Source organism: Ruegeria sp. CH6 (genome assembly GCF_056537005.1).
Window position 1 is genome coordinate 117,039 of record NZ_JBQFQS010000002.1, and the last position, 14,123, is coordinate 131,161.

General features: G+C 56.3%; 15 protein-coding genes. 2 read left to right on the forward strand and 13 right to left on the reverse strand.

Annotated elements, in window-relative coordinates; translation table 11 throughout:
- Positions 1-93 precede the first annotated feature (93 nt).
- From ACR0CW_RS04875 to ACR0CW_RS04890, 4 genes are read right to left on the reverse strand one after another with little or no spacing between them, the layout of a single operon-like run.
- Complete coding sequence (locus tag ACR0CW_RS04875) at positions 94-1,398, reverse strand: NAD(P)/FAD-dependent oxidoreductase (RefSeq protein WP_480787004.1); 1,305 nt, start codon at positions 1,396-1,398, stop codon at positions 94-96.
- Between the two features lie 12 nt (positions 1,399-1,410).
- Positions 1,411-2,769 carry a glutamine synthetase family protein gene (locus ACR0CW_RS04880; protein ID WP_155151537.1) on the reverse strand — a complete coding sequence of 453 codons (1,359 nt, stop codon included), beginning with the start codon at positions 2,767-2,769 and terminating at the stop codon, positions 1,411-1,413.
- Complete coding sequence (locus ACR0CW_RS04885) at positions 2,769-3,449, reverse strand: type 1 glutamine amidotransferase (RefSeq protein WP_480787005.1); 681 nt, start codon at positions 3,447-3,449, stop codon at positions 2,769-2,771. The genes ACR0CW_RS04880 and ACR0CW_RS04885 overlap by 1 nt, the downstream gene beginning before the upstream one ends.
- A 58-nt stretch (positions 3,450-3,507) precedes the next feature.
- Positions 3,508-4,827 (reverse strand): glutamine synthetase family protein, encoded by a 1,320-nt coding sequence (locus tag ACR0CW_RS04890; RefSeq protein WP_480787006.1) that lies wholly within the window; start codon positions 4,825-4,827, stop codon positions 3,508-3,510.
- A 392-nt stretch (positions 4,828-5,219) separates the two neighbouring features.
- Here ACR0CW_RS04890 and ACR0CW_RS04895 point away from each other — a divergent pair, with 392 nt between their 5' ends.
- Positions 5,220-6,029 (forward strand): M90 family metallopeptidase, encoded by an 810-nt coding sequence (locus ACR0CW_RS04895; RefSeq protein ID WP_480787007.1) that lies wholly within the window; start codon positions 5,220-5,222, stop codon positions 6,027-6,029.
- A 146-nt stretch (positions 6,030-6,175) separates the two neighbouring features.
- Positions 6,176-6,871: an alpha/beta fold hydrolase gene (locus tag ACR0CW_RS04900; protein WP_480787008.1), complete on the forward strand. Its 696-nt coding sequence runs from the start codon at positions 6,176-6,178 to the stop codon at positions 6,869-6,871.
- Positions 6,872-6,937: 66 nt separating this feature from the next.
- On the opposite strand, the gene ACR0CW_RS04905 is transcribed toward ACR0CW_RS04900, so the two are convergent.
- From ACR0CW_RS04905 to ACR0CW_RS04945, 9 genes are all read right to left on the reverse strand, one after another.
- Positions 6,938-7,744 (reverse strand): ABC transporter permease, encoded by an 807-nt coding sequence (locus tag ACR0CW_RS04905; protein ID WP_480787009.1) that lies wholly within the window; start codon positions 7,742-7,744, stop codon positions 6,938-6,940.
- Entirely contained in the window at positions 7,741-8,628 is an 888-nt protein-coding gene (locus tag ACR0CW_RS04910) for an ABC transporter permease (protein WP_155151517.1), read from the reverse strand. Before ACR0CW_RS04910 ends, ACR0CW_RS04905 begins: the two co-directional genes overlap by 4 nt.
- A gap of 83 nt (positions 8,629-8,711) precedes the next feature.
- Positions 8,712-9,461, reverse strand: a complete 750-nt coding sequence (locus ACR0CW_RS04915) for a transporter substrate-binding domain-containing protein (protein ID WP_155151515.1) — start codon at positions 9,459-9,461, stop codon at positions 8,712-8,714.
- Between the two features lie 32 nt (positions 9,462-9,493).
- On the reverse strand, positions 9,494-10,270 hold the full coding sequence (locus tag ACR0CW_RS04920; protein ID WP_170335161.1) for an ABC transporter ATP-binding protein: 777 nt from the start codon (positions 10,268-10,270) through the stop codon (positions 9,494-9,496).
- A 128-nt stretch (positions 10,271-10,398) separates the two neighbouring features.
- Positions 10,399-11,151, reverse strand: a complete 753-nt coding sequence (locus tag ACR0CW_RS04925) for a phosphate/phosphite/phosphonate ABC transporter substrate-binding protein (RefSeq protein WP_480787010.1) — start codon at positions 11,149-11,151, stop codon at positions 10,399-10,401.
- Positions 11,148-11,585, reverse strand: a complete 438-nt coding sequence (locus tag ACR0CW_RS04930) for a tellurite resistance TerB family protein (RefSeq protein WP_155151512.1) — start codon at positions 11,583-11,585, stop codon at positions 11,148-11,150. Before ACR0CW_RS04930 ends, ACR0CW_RS04925 begins: the two co-directional genes overlap by 4 nt.
- A gap of 21 nt (positions 11,586-11,606) precedes the next feature.
- The gene (locus ACR0CW_RS04935; protein WP_170335159.1) at positions 11,607-12,056 is read right to left on the reverse strand and encodes a tellurite resistance TerB family protein; all 450 of its coding nucleotides are present in this window, start codon (positions 12,054-12,056) and stop codon (positions 11,607-11,609) included.
- Positions 12,057-12,098: 42 nt separating this feature from the next.
- Positions 12,099-12,392 carry a DUF1330 domain-containing protein gene (locus ACR0CW_RS04940; RefSeq protein WP_170335157.1) on the reverse strand — a complete coding sequence of 98 codons (294 nt, stop codon included), beginning with the start codon at positions 12,390-12,392 and terminating at the stop codon, positions 12,099-12,101.
- An 80-nt stretch (positions 12,393-12,472) separates the two neighbouring features.
- Positions 12,473-14,116 (reverse strand): CTP synthase, encoded by a 1,644-nt coding sequence (locus ACR0CW_RS04945; RefSeq protein ID WP_480787011.1) that lies wholly within the window; start codon positions 14,114-14,116, stop codon positions 12,473-12,475.
- Positions 14,117-14,123 lie beyond the last annotated feature (7 nt).

Sequence of the window (14,123 nt, forward strand, 5' to 3'; positions counted from 1 at the left end):
CTATCTTTTGTAAAGATAAAGTCAGGATGCGGGCAAGCCAAGCTCTCATTCGCTCTGTCGGCGAAATTTCACCAAATTGTTGCGTTCAGAAAGTCACAGTCCCAACCGGTCGCGCATTGCGTACCAAGTCATTGCCAACACCAATAGGGGACTACGCAGAGCAGGACCGCCAGGGAAAGGCAGCGAAGGGACTTTACTCATCGTGTCAAACCCTTCGGATTGGCCTTGAATAGCCATTGCCATCAGTTGACCGGCATGGGTGGCGGTGCCAACCCCGTGGCCGGAATAGCCCGAAGCGGACAGGATGTTGGGGGCGAGCCGCGTCAGATACGGCATGCGCCGCATAGTGATCGCCAGCGTTCCACCCCAAGCATAGTCAATTTTCACATCGCGCAGGTGCGGGAAAATCTCGACCATGGGTTTGCGGACCTTGGCTGCGATATCAGCCGGGAACCGATAGCCATAGCTTTCTCCGCCCCCAAATAGCAGACGTCCATCGGCGCTCAGCCGGAAATAGTTCACGACAAACTTGGTATCGGCGACTGCTACATCCTTGGTCAGAACCTGTTGAACATCAGCCCCCAAGGGCTCTGTTGCAGCAATGAAATTGTTTATCGGCATAACGCGTGCAGCAACCTGCCGGTTCAGATCACCCAGATATCCGTTACAGGCGAGTATCGTATGATCTGCAGTCACCTGACCATTTTCTGTTCGGATGGTGACCTGCTGCCCCTCGTCAACCGCCAGAACCTCCGTCCCTTCATGAAGACGCGCTCCGGCTTTGATGGCAGCCCGTGCCAACCCGATAGCGTAATTCAGCGGGTGCAGATGCGCGGCACCCATATCCAGAAAACCTCCTGAATAAGCCGGAGAGGGGCACAAATCATGCCCGGCCGCCTTATCCAGTTGCTGTATTTGGTCATAGCCATACTTGCCCGACAGGTGCGCAGCATGTTCGTGTAGTTCGTCTCGTTCGGTATCGGTGAAACCCAAAGTCGCGATGCCGGGCTTCAGATCGCACTCGATCTGGTGTTTCCCGATCAGCTCTTTGACCAGTGTCTTGGCATCCTCGGCCAAATCCCAGAGCTTGGCTGCATCTGCGTCTCCGACAAGCCGCTCCAGGTCTTCCTGCTCCATGCGCTGGGCGCTGCCCAGTTGACCGCCATTTCGTCCCGAAGCGCCAAAGCCCACACGATGAGCCTCAAGAAGCACCACATCGTATCCTGCCTCGGCCAAATGCAAAGCAGCCGATAATCCGGTATATCCGCCACCAACAATACAAACGTCGGCTTTTACATGCTCGTTCAGCGGAGCGGTTTCTTCGGCACCATGTGCGGTAGCGGCGTACCAACTGGGTGGATAAGCGCCGCGCGTATCATTGCTGTAGAGCAGGTTCATTCAGCGCCCTCGTCAGACGTTCAGAAGCAGGTGCTCACGCTCCCACGGGGAAATCACTTGCAAGAACTCCTCGTATTCCGCCCGTTTGACGATGCCATAGACACGCGCAAACTCTGGTCCGAGAACCTCGTGCAGGGCTTCAGCTTCATCAAACAGATCCAGCGCTTCGCCCATGACCTGCGGAATGTCACCATCGCCCTCATATGCATCGCCATAAAACTGTCGGCGCGGACGTTCCTGATGCGTCAGTCCCAGATACCCGCAGGCAAGTGAAACTGCGATCCCCAGATACGGGTTGCAATCCATACCGGCGATGCGGTTTTCAATCCGGCGGCTTTCAGGCCCCGACAAGGGAACGCGAATACCGGTAGTGCGATTGTCGCGCGCCCATTCCAGATTGATTGGCGCGGCATGATCTTTCACATAACGACGATAGGAATTCACATAGGGCGCCATCACAGCAAGACCTGCGGGCAGATGGGTCTGCAGACCAGCGATGAAATGGTAGAATGCGTCAGTCTCACCACCTTGAGGACCCGAGAAGATGTTCTGCCCGGTTTCAGTATCCGTGATCGAGTGATGAATATGCATCGCCGATCCCGGCTCATCTTCGATCGGTTTTGCCATGAAGGTGGCGAAACAATTGTGGCGAAGCGCAGCTTCTCGGATCAGCCGTTTGAAGTAGAAAACCTCATCGGCCAGCTTTACCGGATCACCATGGCGTAGGTTGATCTCAAGCTGTCCGGCACCGCCTTCCTGCGTGATGCCATCGATCTCAAAACCCTGATGTTCGGCAAAATCGTAGATGTCATCGATCACCGGCCCGAACTCATCCACGGCCGTCATCGAATAGGCCTGACGTGCTGCTGCCGGACGACCGGAGCGGCCCATCATGGGCTCGATGCCCTGCGCTGGATCGACATTGCGGGCAACCAGAAAGAACTCCATTTCCGGTGCGACGATAGGGTTCCAGCCCTTGTCTCGATACAGTTGTACAACCCGCTTCAGCACGTTGCGCGGGCTGTAGGGGATCGGCTCGCCCTCGCGGTCGTAAGCATCGTGGATCACCTGCAACGTCCAGTCGCCTGTCCAGGGGGCGGCTGACACGGTTGAGAAATCCGGCTTCAGGATCATGTCGCGTTCGATGAACCCGTCCTCGCCTGCTGCTTCTCCCCAACCTCCGGTGATGGTTTGGTAAAAGATGCTGTCGGGCAGGTGGAAATAAGACTGCCGTGCAAATTTTGATGCGGGAACTGCCTTGCCTCGTGCGATGCCGGGCAGGTCCGAAATAATGCACTCGACCTCATCAAGGCGATGACCATCGATATAGTCCTGTGCCGCCTGCGGCAGGTTATCCGTCCAATCGGCCATCAGGCCCTCGCTTTCTTTAAGAAATCCGCCATGTATCGTGCGATTTCCGGGTTGCTGTTCGAGGCATCTTGTCGGCTTGCGGCATCGTGCATTAGGTCATCGGGTACGACGCCTTTGCCGCGCGTCTGCATCAATCCCTCGACAAAACCATTCGAAAATTCCGGGTGCGCCTGCACGGTCCAGATCGTATCACCGTAGGAGAGCATCGCGTTCTTGCAAAAATCGTTGGTACCCAGCACCTGTGCGCCATCGGGCAGTTCGACGACCTGATCCTGATGCCATGCGTTCAGGGATACCTTGTGACCGTCGAAATCATATTCAGTTCGACCGACTGCCCAGCCACCCTTGAATTTCTCAACCGTCCCGCCAAGGGCTTGGGCGATGATCTGATGGCCAAAACACACGCCGATCAGAGGTTTACCGCTTTTCTGAATGTCGCGGATCAGATCCTCGAGTGGGGGTATCCAGGGATGGTCTTCGTATGCACCGTGACGAGAGCCGGTGATGATCCAGCCGTCCGCATCATCAACACTTTGCGGAAACTTCTGATCTACAACCGAAAACGTTTCGTATTCAAAGCCGTTACCGTCCAGAAGCGTACGGAACATTTCGTCATATTCGCCGAACTTATCGGTCAACTCGTCAGGTGAGTGGCCGGTTTGAAGGATGCCGATTTTCATGGGTCACCAAATTTGATCAAATTTAATCTAGCCGAGTCTCAGACAACGGGCAAGAGGGTCATACGGCCTCGAGATAACTGAGCCAGTGCTCCTCGGCCGGGCGGTCTGCAAAGCGGGCGATTTCCTGCCGCTTGGTCATCGCCATAAAGCGGATCAGATCGGCAGGGAAGATGCGAGCGACCTGCGGATCGGTTTCAAAACCCGCAATGGCCGATTGCCAATCCCCTGCCAGTTGGGGAAGGCCGTCGATCTCATAGGCATTGCCCGAGATTGGCTCGGGCGCCTGTGTCCCATCTTTGATGCCATTGAGGGCGGCCCCCAAAACAGCGGCCAACATGAGATAGGGGTTGATATCTCCGCCCGCGACGCGATGTTCGATCCGGCGTGCCGCTGGTGCGCCACCGGGAATTCGGATGGCGGCCGTTCGGTTTTCATAGGCCCAGCTAGCGCCGGTCGGGGCGTGTGCACCCGGGATGAGGCGGGTGTAAGAGTTGCCATGGGGCGCAAAGATCAGGGTGCTGCCGGGCATTGCCGCAAGACAACCGGCAACGGCTGAGCGCAAAACCTCGGTGCCCTCCGGACCGCCATTATCAAAAACATTGTGGCCTTTCACATCCACAACCGAGAAATGCACATGCATCCCGTTGCCTGCATCTTCGGAATAGGGTTTGGCCATGAAGGTTGCCGAGAACCCGTGTTTGCGCGCAAGCCCGCGGGTCAAAGCCTTGAAAAGCCACGTATCATCTGCGCAGCGCATCGCGTCCTGATGATTCAGGTTGATCTCGAACTGGCCAATCCCACTTTCCGAGATGGCGGTCTGGGCCGGAATTCCCATGTCCGCACAGCCATCGTAAAGGTCGTTGAAAAACGCATCGAACGCGTCCAGTTCGGCCATGGACAATACAGCCTCGTCTGAAAGGCGACGGCCCGTCAGCGGGTTGATTGGTGGCATTGGTGATGAACCGGACGCATCCAGCAATGTAAATTCAAGCTCGGTAGCTGCGATAACAGTCCAGCCTCGCTCTGCGTATTCGGACAAAACCGTTGCCAATGCGTGGCGCGGGTCACCGGCAAACGGCTTACCATCGTCGTCGTAAAGACACATCGGAACCAGTGCCGTTGGTGTTTCAAGCCAAGGCATCGGTACCGGACCGCGCTCTGTCGGAAGCAAAACACCATCGGCATCGCCGGATTCAAATACCAGCGGACTGCCATCTATATCAGCCCCCCAGAGATCCACATTGAGTGCTGAGAACGGCATCCGGACTGCACCCTTGTCGAGTTTTGCAGCATAAGAAGAGGGTACACGCTTGCCTCGCATCTGACCGTTTAGGTCACAAGCGGCGACGCGAAAGGTGTGCAGCGTACTCAGGTCCATTGGGAACTCCATTGGTCTTGCTCTCGCAAGGTGTAGCCGAGGAGAAATACGATGTCACGGAATTTGATCAAATTACTGCGCGCCGTTTTGAGCTGACGTCTGAAAATCGGGATTTATTGGTTTTGTACTTAGGGTCGCCGGGGGAGTGTTTGATTTGTACCAATCACTCTCAGTGCACTCACTTGCCAAACTTTAAGCAGTAACCTGCCCGAACAGTCAGGCGCATCAGGTTGGGCTTTCCCGACAAAGGCTGAACGTGTCAGGGCTAATTCGGCATCCTGCTGTGAATTTTCAGCTACGGGAATGGTGTCGTTCATAATCAAGAACACCTATGTTGAGTTCCGGATGACATTCGGGTGTCATACGCTGAAAAAAATTTGGGATGTTGTGCCATGTTGATTTTCTTTGCAATTCTGCTGCTGGTTGCAGGGGGGATGGGCTACTATTTCTGGTCCCGGAAACAGGCGCGTGCCACACTTCTTGCAACGCCTCTGTCGGAACATCAGCGTGCGGTCATCGAGGCAATGGTGCCGATTGTCAGACGGTTACCTCCGGATTTGCGCGACAGGCTGCAAGGTAAGGTGAACCTGTTTTTGGATCAGGTCGATTTCATTGGCTGCGATGATCTGGAAGTGACCGAAGAAATGCAGTTGTCCATTGCTGCGCAGGCCTGCATCCTCGTCGTGAACAGTGACATGTGGTACGATAACCTCACAACAATCCTGATTTATCCGAACGCTTTCAAATCCCAGCAACGCCGGCACAGCGGTTACGTGGTGACCGAGCAAGAGATTGTGCGCACCGGTGAAAGCTGGGATCGCGGACCGGTTATCCTCTCATGGGCCCACAGTAGGCAAGGTGCCAGAGATGACCATGACGGGCACAATGTCGTGTTTCATGAGTTCGCCCACCAGATCGACGATCTGTCTGGGGGTACGAATGGTGTTCCATTGCTGGCCGAAGGTCAGACCTTTGCCGAGTGGGAGCGCGTCTTTCTGACAGCCTTTGAGGCCCATGTTCATGCGGTTGAGAGCGGGCGTAGAACGGTGATCGATCCGTACGGCGCCGAGGGTCATGAGGAGTTCTTTGCCGTTTCGGTCGAAGTGTTTTTCGAGCGGCCGCAAGCCCTCAAGCATGAAAACCCGGAAGTTTATGAGCAATTGTCAAAGCTGTTCAGGTTGAATCCTGTTGCGTGGGTATAGCTGAAACACTGCTTGGTCGGGGACCGCAGCGTAGGTAGGGCAACGGCTGTAGATAAATCTTGCCTGCACACATTCCTTTGGACCAATTGCCGACGCTTCACCTACAGTAGACTTGGATCCGTCAAATCGAGGCAGCAGTTTAGGGTATGGCAACTTTTGTTCTGGTTCACGGCGCCTGGCAGGGCGGTTGGTGTTGGAGGCGTGTCGCAAAGCTCTTGCGCGAGGCCGGACATGATGTGTTCACGCCAACACTAACGGGTCTTGGAGAGCGGGCGCATCTGTTCAGCAGAGATGTCGATCTTGATACACACATCAAGGATGTCCTTGCGGTGATTGAGTGGGAAGAATTATCCGATATTGTTCTGTGTGGTCACAGTTATGGAGGAATGGTCGTCACCGGAGTTGCTGACCATGCGCCTGACAAGATCCGTTCTTTGGTCTTTCTTGATGCACTGGTGCCGGACGATGGTCAGAACACGTTGGACTGTCTGCCTGCCGAAGCGGCATCCGGCTTGCGGGATGGTTTAATGGATGGCCGGGCAGCGCCGGGCCCGGCTGAGGCATTTTCCGTAAATGCTGATGACCGCGCGTGGGTCGACAGGCGCAACGTTGCCCATCCCTTCCGGAGTTTTGAGCAGCCCATTCGACTGGTGGGTGACTGGGAGAAAGTGGCCAAGCGTATCTATGTTTATGCAACCGGCTGGACCCCGGGGATTGGCCGCCCATATTTTGAAAAAGCCAGTCACGAGACCGAATGGCGGGCTGTTTCGGTAGAATGCGGGCACTACGTCATGATCGATATGCCCGAAGAACTGACCCGCATCCTGTTAGCTGAAGTTTGATTGCGGCCGCGCTGAAGGGTTTTTTTTGGTGATGATCCTGCCGGACAAGATGTCAGAACCTGGCGCTTAGCGCGCCAGATTCAGACGGAAACGCATCTTGGCTTTCCTGGCGGCCGGCAGGTGTCGGTTCAGCCGTTTGTTGACCAGACCAAAGCCCCCGACGATCACCAGCGTCAGCAGGATGAAATAGAAGGCGAGGATCGGGTAGGGGATGAACGGGTTGAACGTTTTGTCCGCAAAATAGCTGGCATAGTAGAGCGCATCACCGCGCTGTTGCCAGGCCGGAAATGCCGAGAAGAATACCAGTGTAGTGGCGTGGAACAGGAAAATGGCCTCGTTGGTGTAGGCAGGCCAAGCCAGTCGCAGCATCGTCGGCCAGACAATCCGGCGGAACCGCGACCAACCGGACATGCCGTAGGCATCCGCAGCTTCGATATCACCCTTGGGGATCGAGCGCAGGGCGCCATAGAAAATCTCGCCCGAATAGGCGGCTGTGTTCAGGAACAGCACGATCAGCGCACCCAGCCATGCCGATGTGAGCGCATCGAACATCGGATAGGATTTCTTCAACGACAGGAAGAAGAAATAAGCGAAGAAAAACTGGATAAAGAGCGGTGAACCCCTGAAAATGAAGATGAACCACTCGGCCGGTTTGCGCAGCCACTTGTTGGGCGATGCCTTTCCGACCGCCAGTGCTGTGGCGAAAAAGAAACCTGTCGCCAGTGCCATGATCCCGAAATAGACGTTCCAGATCATGCCCGAGCCGATCAGTGTGAACTGCTCGCACAGGGTAAAGTCGCTGCGGGGCAACAGGCGTTCGCCAAGTCCGATTGAACGCAGGCCGTAATCCTGAATGGTTTGCAAGCAGCTCATTGGGTGGTCTCCTTGCGCAGTAGCTCGCCACCGGATGTGGCCTGACCGTGGGACAGCTTGCGCATCAGACGCTCGAGCCCGATTTCCGAGACGCGGGTCATTCCAAGGTAGAAGATCAGCAGGAACAGGAAGTACCACATGCGCCAGTCACCATGCGGGTAGGCGGTAAACTTGGATGTCTTGGTGCCGCCCAGTTCGCGGGCCCAATAGACGATATCTTCGATACCCAGCAAGAACAGCAACGGTGTCGCCTTGATCAGAACCATCCACAGATTGGACAGGCCGGGCAGGGCATAGACCCACATTTGCGGAACCAGGATGCGCCAGAACGTTTGGCGCCGCGTCATCCCATAAGCTTCGGCTGTCTCCAGTTGCGCGTGCGGAACAGCGCGCATACCTCCAAACAGGACGTTCGCTGCAAAAGCGCCGAACACGATAGAGAAAGTGATGACCGCGAGGAAAAAGCCATAGGTTTCGTGAACCCATTCCGGAGCAGTGCCCAGCGGTAGTTTTGCGGCCTGACAGACAAGGAAATCGTTGCCCTGACGAATGGGATCGGTCCATTCGGGGCATAGAATCTTGTGCCGCGTCCATTCGAACGCTTGATCCAATGCGATGACGAAGAACAGAAAGAAGGCGATGTCAGGAACGCCCCGGACGATTGCGATGTAACCTTTGCCGAGCCAGCTGAGCGGCAGGAAATGCGAGCGTGCGGCCATCGCACCGGCAAACCCAAAGCTGAGTGCAACGGGCGCGGTTACAGCCAGCAAAGCCAGAACCTTGACGAACGACAGGTAGAACGACCAGTGCACGCCGTTGGTCAGATAGCAGGAGAACCAGCGAAACGTGCCGAGCGTGTCGGGGTCAGCGCAATAGGAAAACATGAAGCGTCTTTCGAACGTCAGGCCTGACGGATGGTCAGGGTGATCCGGCGCCCAATCGGCGCCGGATCATTTAGACGGAGGGCTTAGTTGGTAACGACCGAGCCGTCAGCGTTGTAGGTGGGAACACCTTCGCCAAACCACTTAACGATCAGCTCGTTCAGTGTGCCGTCAGCTTTCATCGAGGTGATCGCTTCGTCGAACTTGCCGCGCAGTTCGCCATCCGATTCACGCAGGCCCAGGCCAATGCCACCGCCCAGCGGTACATCATCACCTACGAAAACCAGCTCGCCACTCGATTCTTCAACGATCGGAACCAGGAAGTCTTTGTCTGCGAATACCGCATCGGCTTCGCCGTTACGGACAGCCGCGATGGTTTCTTCCGGAGTTGCGAATTCAACCAGTGTTGCGCCGCTTTGCGCAATGTGGCCTGCCTGAATGGTCGCTGTCTGTGCTGCGACAATGCCACCGCTCAGATCAACGCCGTCCGAAGCTGCTGCATATGCCGAAGCTGCTGGCGGGAAGTAGTTCTGGGTAAAGTCGATGACTTCATCACGCTCGTCGGTGATCGACATGCCGGCGATGATGGTGTCGTAGTTGCCCGAAACCAGGTTCGGAATGATCGAATCCCAGTCGTTCTTGACCCACTCGCATTCCAGACCGGCGCGCTTGCACAGCTCGTCGCCAACTTCACGCTCGAAGCCGTCGATCTCACCCGCATCGTTGATGAAGTTGTACGGAGGGTAAGCGCCTTCGGTACCCATGCGGACAGTGTCGGCCATTGCGATACCGGCGGTCAGCGCCAGTGCTGCTGTGGTCAGAATTAGGTTTTTCATTGGTTACTCCCCAGTTTGGTTCTGTTCTGAAGTTATGCCGCCTTGGTGGCGGAGAGAAAACCCTGAAGCCGTGCGGATTCAGGGGCTGTAAAGATGTCCTCGGGTGTGCCTTCTTCTTCGATCAGGCCCTGATGCAGGAACACGACGTGGCTGGAGATATCAGCCGCCATTTTCATGTCATGTGTCACGATGATCATGGTGCGGCCTTCAGCGGCCAGATCCTTGATCACCTTGATCACTTCTTGCTCCAGCTCGGGGTCGAGCGCCGAGGTTGGCTCGTCAAACAGGAGTGCTTCGGGCTCCATGCAAAGACCGCGGGCGATGGCCGCGCGCTGTTGCTGGCCGCCCGACAGCTGAGCCGGGTAGACATCGCATTTGTCACCGATGCCAACCTTTTCAAGATACTTGCGGGCGCTGTCCTCAACCTCGGCCTTGTCGCGGCCAAGAACGGTGACGGGTGCCTCCATCACGTTTTGAAGGATCGTCATGTGCGCCCACAGATTGAACTGCTGGAACACCATCGACAGGTTTGTACGGATGCGCAGTACCTGTTTTGGGTCGGCCGGGCGGCGGTGGTGGTGATCACCAGACCAGCGGACAGGTTCACCCTTGAACAGGATTTCGCCTTGCTGGCTGTCTTCCAACAGGTTGCAGCAGCGCAGCAGAGTGGATTTTCCGGACCCGGATGAGCCGATCAGAGAGACGACGTCGCCCCGATGCGCGGTAATGTCCACTCCTTTCAACACTTCGAGATGACCGAAGCTTTTGTGAAGGTTTTTGATCTCGATGACGGGAGCGGATTCTGTCACGGGTAGTCCAGATGTTGTTGGCGTCGTTGGTGCGGTACTAGGGCTTAAAAAACTGACCAATGCAATGCGCAAATGACAAGTTCAAGACCCGAAACCGCCGAAATGACCAGAGGTTTTGGTCAAAATGGTCAGGTTTGTGTGCGAATTGCCTGCGGCGTTGGCGGATTGGGAACGGCGAGGTAGTTCTCGGCTGCGATATCGATCAACCCATGGATGTGAAGCGCTTGTCGGTCTTCTGATGTCAGGCTGTCGATCGCTGCCCGAACTGCTTGTCCGATGCGGCCTGCATCCTGTCCGTTTGAGGTGATATAGGGCAGCACGGGTGTCGGTTTGGTTGTTGTGACCTGACGCAGCTTGTCGCCCAGATCGGTGTGCTCGGTGAGCAGCGTCCAGGTCAGGGCATCCAGCGAGGCAAGATCAGCGCGACCTTCAGCCACCGCCTGCGCCGACAGAGCGTGGCCGCCCGTTTCCAGAAGGGAATTAGGTGTCAGCCCAAGGTCTGCCAAATGAACAACCGGTGCGGCCCAGCCTGATTGCGACAGCGCTTCGTTATACGCAAAGGTCCCGGCGACGAGCCCTTCAAGATCGCGGTCATCATCGAACCGTGCAACAAAAACCGAGCAGTAGTGGCCGGGTGGGCAACCGGGCAAGCCGTAATCCGGTGTCCCCACCAGTTGAACCTCACCGTGCAGCCGTGTCCGGTAGGGCATGCCGCAGGTTTGTGCGAAAACCAGTTCCGGATCTCTCCAGATGTCCCAGAAATCGCGATCTCTGGTCAGATGCTCCGGGCCTTCGCCCAGATGGGCACGAATCAAGGACCAGAAGCGGTCATTGGCGGGCTGAAGTGCTGGCATGTCATACATGCCCAGCATTGCGGTCACGATTTTGCAGCCTTCTGACGGGCGAGTGCCGAATCCACGTCACTGATGCCCAGCAGACTGACAGCCAATCGGATCAGCGAATCTTCGTCTTCCGAGCGTTCGCCATCGGCCAGCGCCACGGACCAGAGCGCCTCGACCACGCCAAGGCGATGGTCATAAGGGACAGCCTCTTTAATTGCGCGGGTGAAACGAACAGTATCGGGGGCCTGGGCCTCCAGATCTTCGGCGCGGGCGCGCAAACCTGCAGCCTCGAATGGCGACAGGCCATAACGTTCGGCTGATATGCGGTCGATCCGGGCCATCTCGGTATCGGCATAGTCATTATCGGATCGCGCAATGCGTACCAGCAGGGCCGTCAGGGCCAGGCGGGCATCATCATCGGCAAGCGGGTCGGGCTGCGGCTGTGTGAGCCGGGACAGGAAATCACTGAACATGCAGAAAGATATAGACGCAGGTTAGCTGGCTTCCAAGCGACTTTGCACCCGTTCGCGTGCATCGCGACTGTCGTTAAAGCTGAGTCCCATGGCTGCACGGGCTTCTTCGACGATCTTGATCTCACCTTCGTCTGAGTTGCCATCGGCCAGAACAACCTCCCACAACGCCTCAAGCGCTGCCAGGCGTTCCTGCAGATCAGTGGTTTCGCGGATCAGTTTGCCAAATGTATCGGTTTCCGGCGCTGCAGCATGTAACTTTTCGCAGGTTGCGCGGACTTTGGCGGCTTCAATCGCGTTGTGCTGATAGAGCCGGGCGAGAATCCGGTCGATCAGGCTGATTTCCTCGACCTTGTAATCCCGATCGGCCTGCGCAACGCGCACCAAAAGAGCACCCAGGGCAAGCTCGGCATCTGGATCTGGCAGGGTGGTTTGTTGCGGCGGGCGAAACGCCTGAAAGAACTTCTTCAGCATAGGCACAGGTTATTCCATATTTTGTGGTCCGCCAAGCAGAGACTACCCGTCATAGCCCTGAATGATCACAAGATCGCCCATCGACACAGGATCGCGCAGGGCCTTTGCCTTCTGATAGGCATCGCTTTCATAGCAGGCTAATGCCTGTTCGTAGCTGGGAAATTCGATCACCACGGTCCGTGATCTTGATGCGCCCTCTTTGACGACGCGATCGCCACCGCGCACAAGAAAGCGCGCGCCGTACTCAGCGAAGGGTTCAGCGTTGGCGGTGATGTACTTTTTGTACGTATCCATGTCGTCCACGTCGACATGGGCAACCCAATATCCTTTGGTCACAGGCTCGGCTCCGTAATTTGCTCCGGGCCAAACTGACCCGGAACGAAGAGCAAGGCAACCAAAAGAGGTGTGCAGAAGCGTTAGACCAGACGCGAGGTTTCCTTGGCTGCGCGCACGAACTCGCGGAACAGAGGATGAGGATCAAAGGGTTTGGATTTCAGTTCGGGATGGTATTGCACCCCGATGAACCATGGGTGATCCGACCATTCGACTATCTCGGGCAGGCGACCATCCGGAGACATGCCCGAGAACTTCAGGCCAGCCTCTTCGAGCTTCTCGCGGTATTTGATGTCCACCTCATAGCGGTGGCGGTGGCGCTCTTCGATATTGGTGCTGCCATAGACTTCAGCCACCTTTGAGCCTTCGCCCAGAACAGCATCATAAGCGCCCAGACGCATAGTGCCGCCCTTGTCGTCGCCAACTTTGCGTTCGACCCTGTGGTTCCCCTGCACCCATTCTTTGAGGTGATAAACCACGGGCTCAAAACGCTTTTTACCTGCTTCGTGATCGAATTCTTCGGAACCGGCCTCTTTGATGCCCGCAACATTGCGGGCAGCTTCGATGACAGCCATCTGCATGCCAAGACAAATGCCCAGATAAGGCACCTTGTGCTCGCGCGCGTATTGCGCTGCTTTGATCTTGCCTTCTGTGCCGCGCTCTCCGAACCCGCCGGGGACGAGGATTGCGTGATAACCCTCCAGATGCGGGGCCGCATCTTCCTTGTCGAAAATCTCGGCATCGACCCATTCGACCTTGACCTTAACGCGGTTGGCCATGCCACCATGGGTCAGGGCTTCGGCGATCGACTTATAGGCGTCTTCCAGCTGGGTGTATTTACCGACGATAGCAACCTTCACTTCGCCTTCGGCGTTGTGGATACGGTCGCTGACATCTTCCCACTTCGCCAGATCGGGTTTCGGTGCCGGGCTGATCTGGAACGCATCCAGAACCGCCTGATCCAGACCTTCGCGATGATACGCCAGCGGAGCGTCGTAGATTGTGCTCAGGTCCTGCGCGGCAATTACGCTGTCAGGGCGTACGTTGCAGAACAGTGCCAGTTTTTCACGCTCTTTGGTCGGGATAGGCCCTTCGGAGCGGCAAACAAGAATATCGGGGGCCAGACCAATCGAGCGCAGCTCTTTCACCGAGTGCTGGGTCGGCTTGGTTTTCAGCTCGCCAGAGGCCTTGATGTAGGGCAGCAGTGTGAGGTGCATAAAGATACACTGACCACGCGGTTTATCCTGGCTGAATTGACGTATCGCTTCGAAAAACGGCAGGCCTTCGATGTCGCCAACGGTGCCACCGATTTCGCACAGCATGAAATCAACCTCATCTTCGCCAATGGAGATGAAATCCTTGATCTCGTTGGTGACGTGCGGGATCACCTGAATGGTTTTGCCAAGGTAATCACCACGGCGTTCTTTCTCGAGTACGTTGGAATAGATCCGGCCTGAACTGACCGAGTCGGTTTTGCGCGCAGCAACGCCGGTGAAACGTTCGTAGTGACCAAGGTCCAGATCGGTTTCGGCGCCATCGTCGGTGACGAACACTTCGCCATGTTCGAATGGTGACATCGTGCCCGGATCGACGTTCAGATACGGGTCGAGCTTGCGCAGACGCACCGAATATCCCCGGGCCTGCAGCAGCGAGCCCAAAGCCGCCGAAGCCAGTCCTTTGCCCAAGGACGAAACAACACCACCAGTGATGAAAATAAAACGCGCCATGTTTTCG

Bases quoted from the DNA above. Each gene is read 5' to 3' on its own strand.
- ACR0CW_RS04875 (WP_480787004.1), bottom strand. From the start codon at position 1,398: ATGAACCTGCTCTACAGCAATGATACGCGCGGCGCTTATCCACCCAGT.
- ACR0CW_RS04880 (WP_155151537.1), bottom strand. From the start codon at position 2,769: ATGGCCGATTGGACGGATAACCTGCCGCAGGCGGCACAGGACTATATC.
- ACR0CW_RS04885 (WP_480787005.1), bottom strand. From the start codon at position 3,449: ATGAAAATCGGCATCCTTCAAACCGGCCACTCACCTGACGAGTTGACC.
- ACR0CW_RS04890 (WP_480787006.1), bottom strand. From the start codon at position 4,827: ATGGACCTGAGTACGCTGCACACCTTTCGCGTCGCCGCTTGTGACCTA.
- ACR0CW_RS04895 (WP_480787007.1), top strand. From the start codon at position 5,220: ATGTTGATTTTCTTTGCAATTCTGCTGCTGGTTGCAGGGGGGATGGGC.
- ACR0CW_RS04900 (WP_480787008.1), top strand. From the start codon at position 6,176: ATGGCAACTTTTGTTCTGGTTCACGGCGCCTGGCAGGGCGGTTGGTGT.
- ACR0CW_RS04905 (WP_480787009.1), bottom strand. From the start codon at position 7,744: ATGAGCTGCTTGCAAACCATTCAGGATTACGGCCTGCGTTCAATCGGA.
- ACR0CW_RS04910 (WP_155151517.1), bottom strand. From the start codon at position 8,628: ATGTTTTCCTATTGCGCTGACCCCGACACGCTCGGCACGTTTCGCTGG.
- ACR0CW_RS04915 (WP_155151515.1), bottom strand. From the start codon at position 9,461: ATGAAAAACCTAATTCTGACCACAGCAGCACTGGCGCTGACCGCCGGT.
- ACR0CW_RS04930 (WP_155151512.1), bottom strand. From the start codon at position 11,585: ATGTTCAGTGATTTCCTGTCCCGGCTCACACAGCCGCAGCCCGACCCG.
- ACR0CW_RS04935 (WP_170335159.1), bottom strand. From the start codon at position 12,056: ATGCTGAAGAAGTTCTTTCAGGCGTTTCGCCCGCCGCAACAAACCACC.
- ACR0CW_RS04945 (WP_480787011.1), bottom strand. From the start codon at position 14,116: ATGGCGCGTTTTATTTTCATCACTGGTGGTGTTGTTTCGTCCTTGGGC.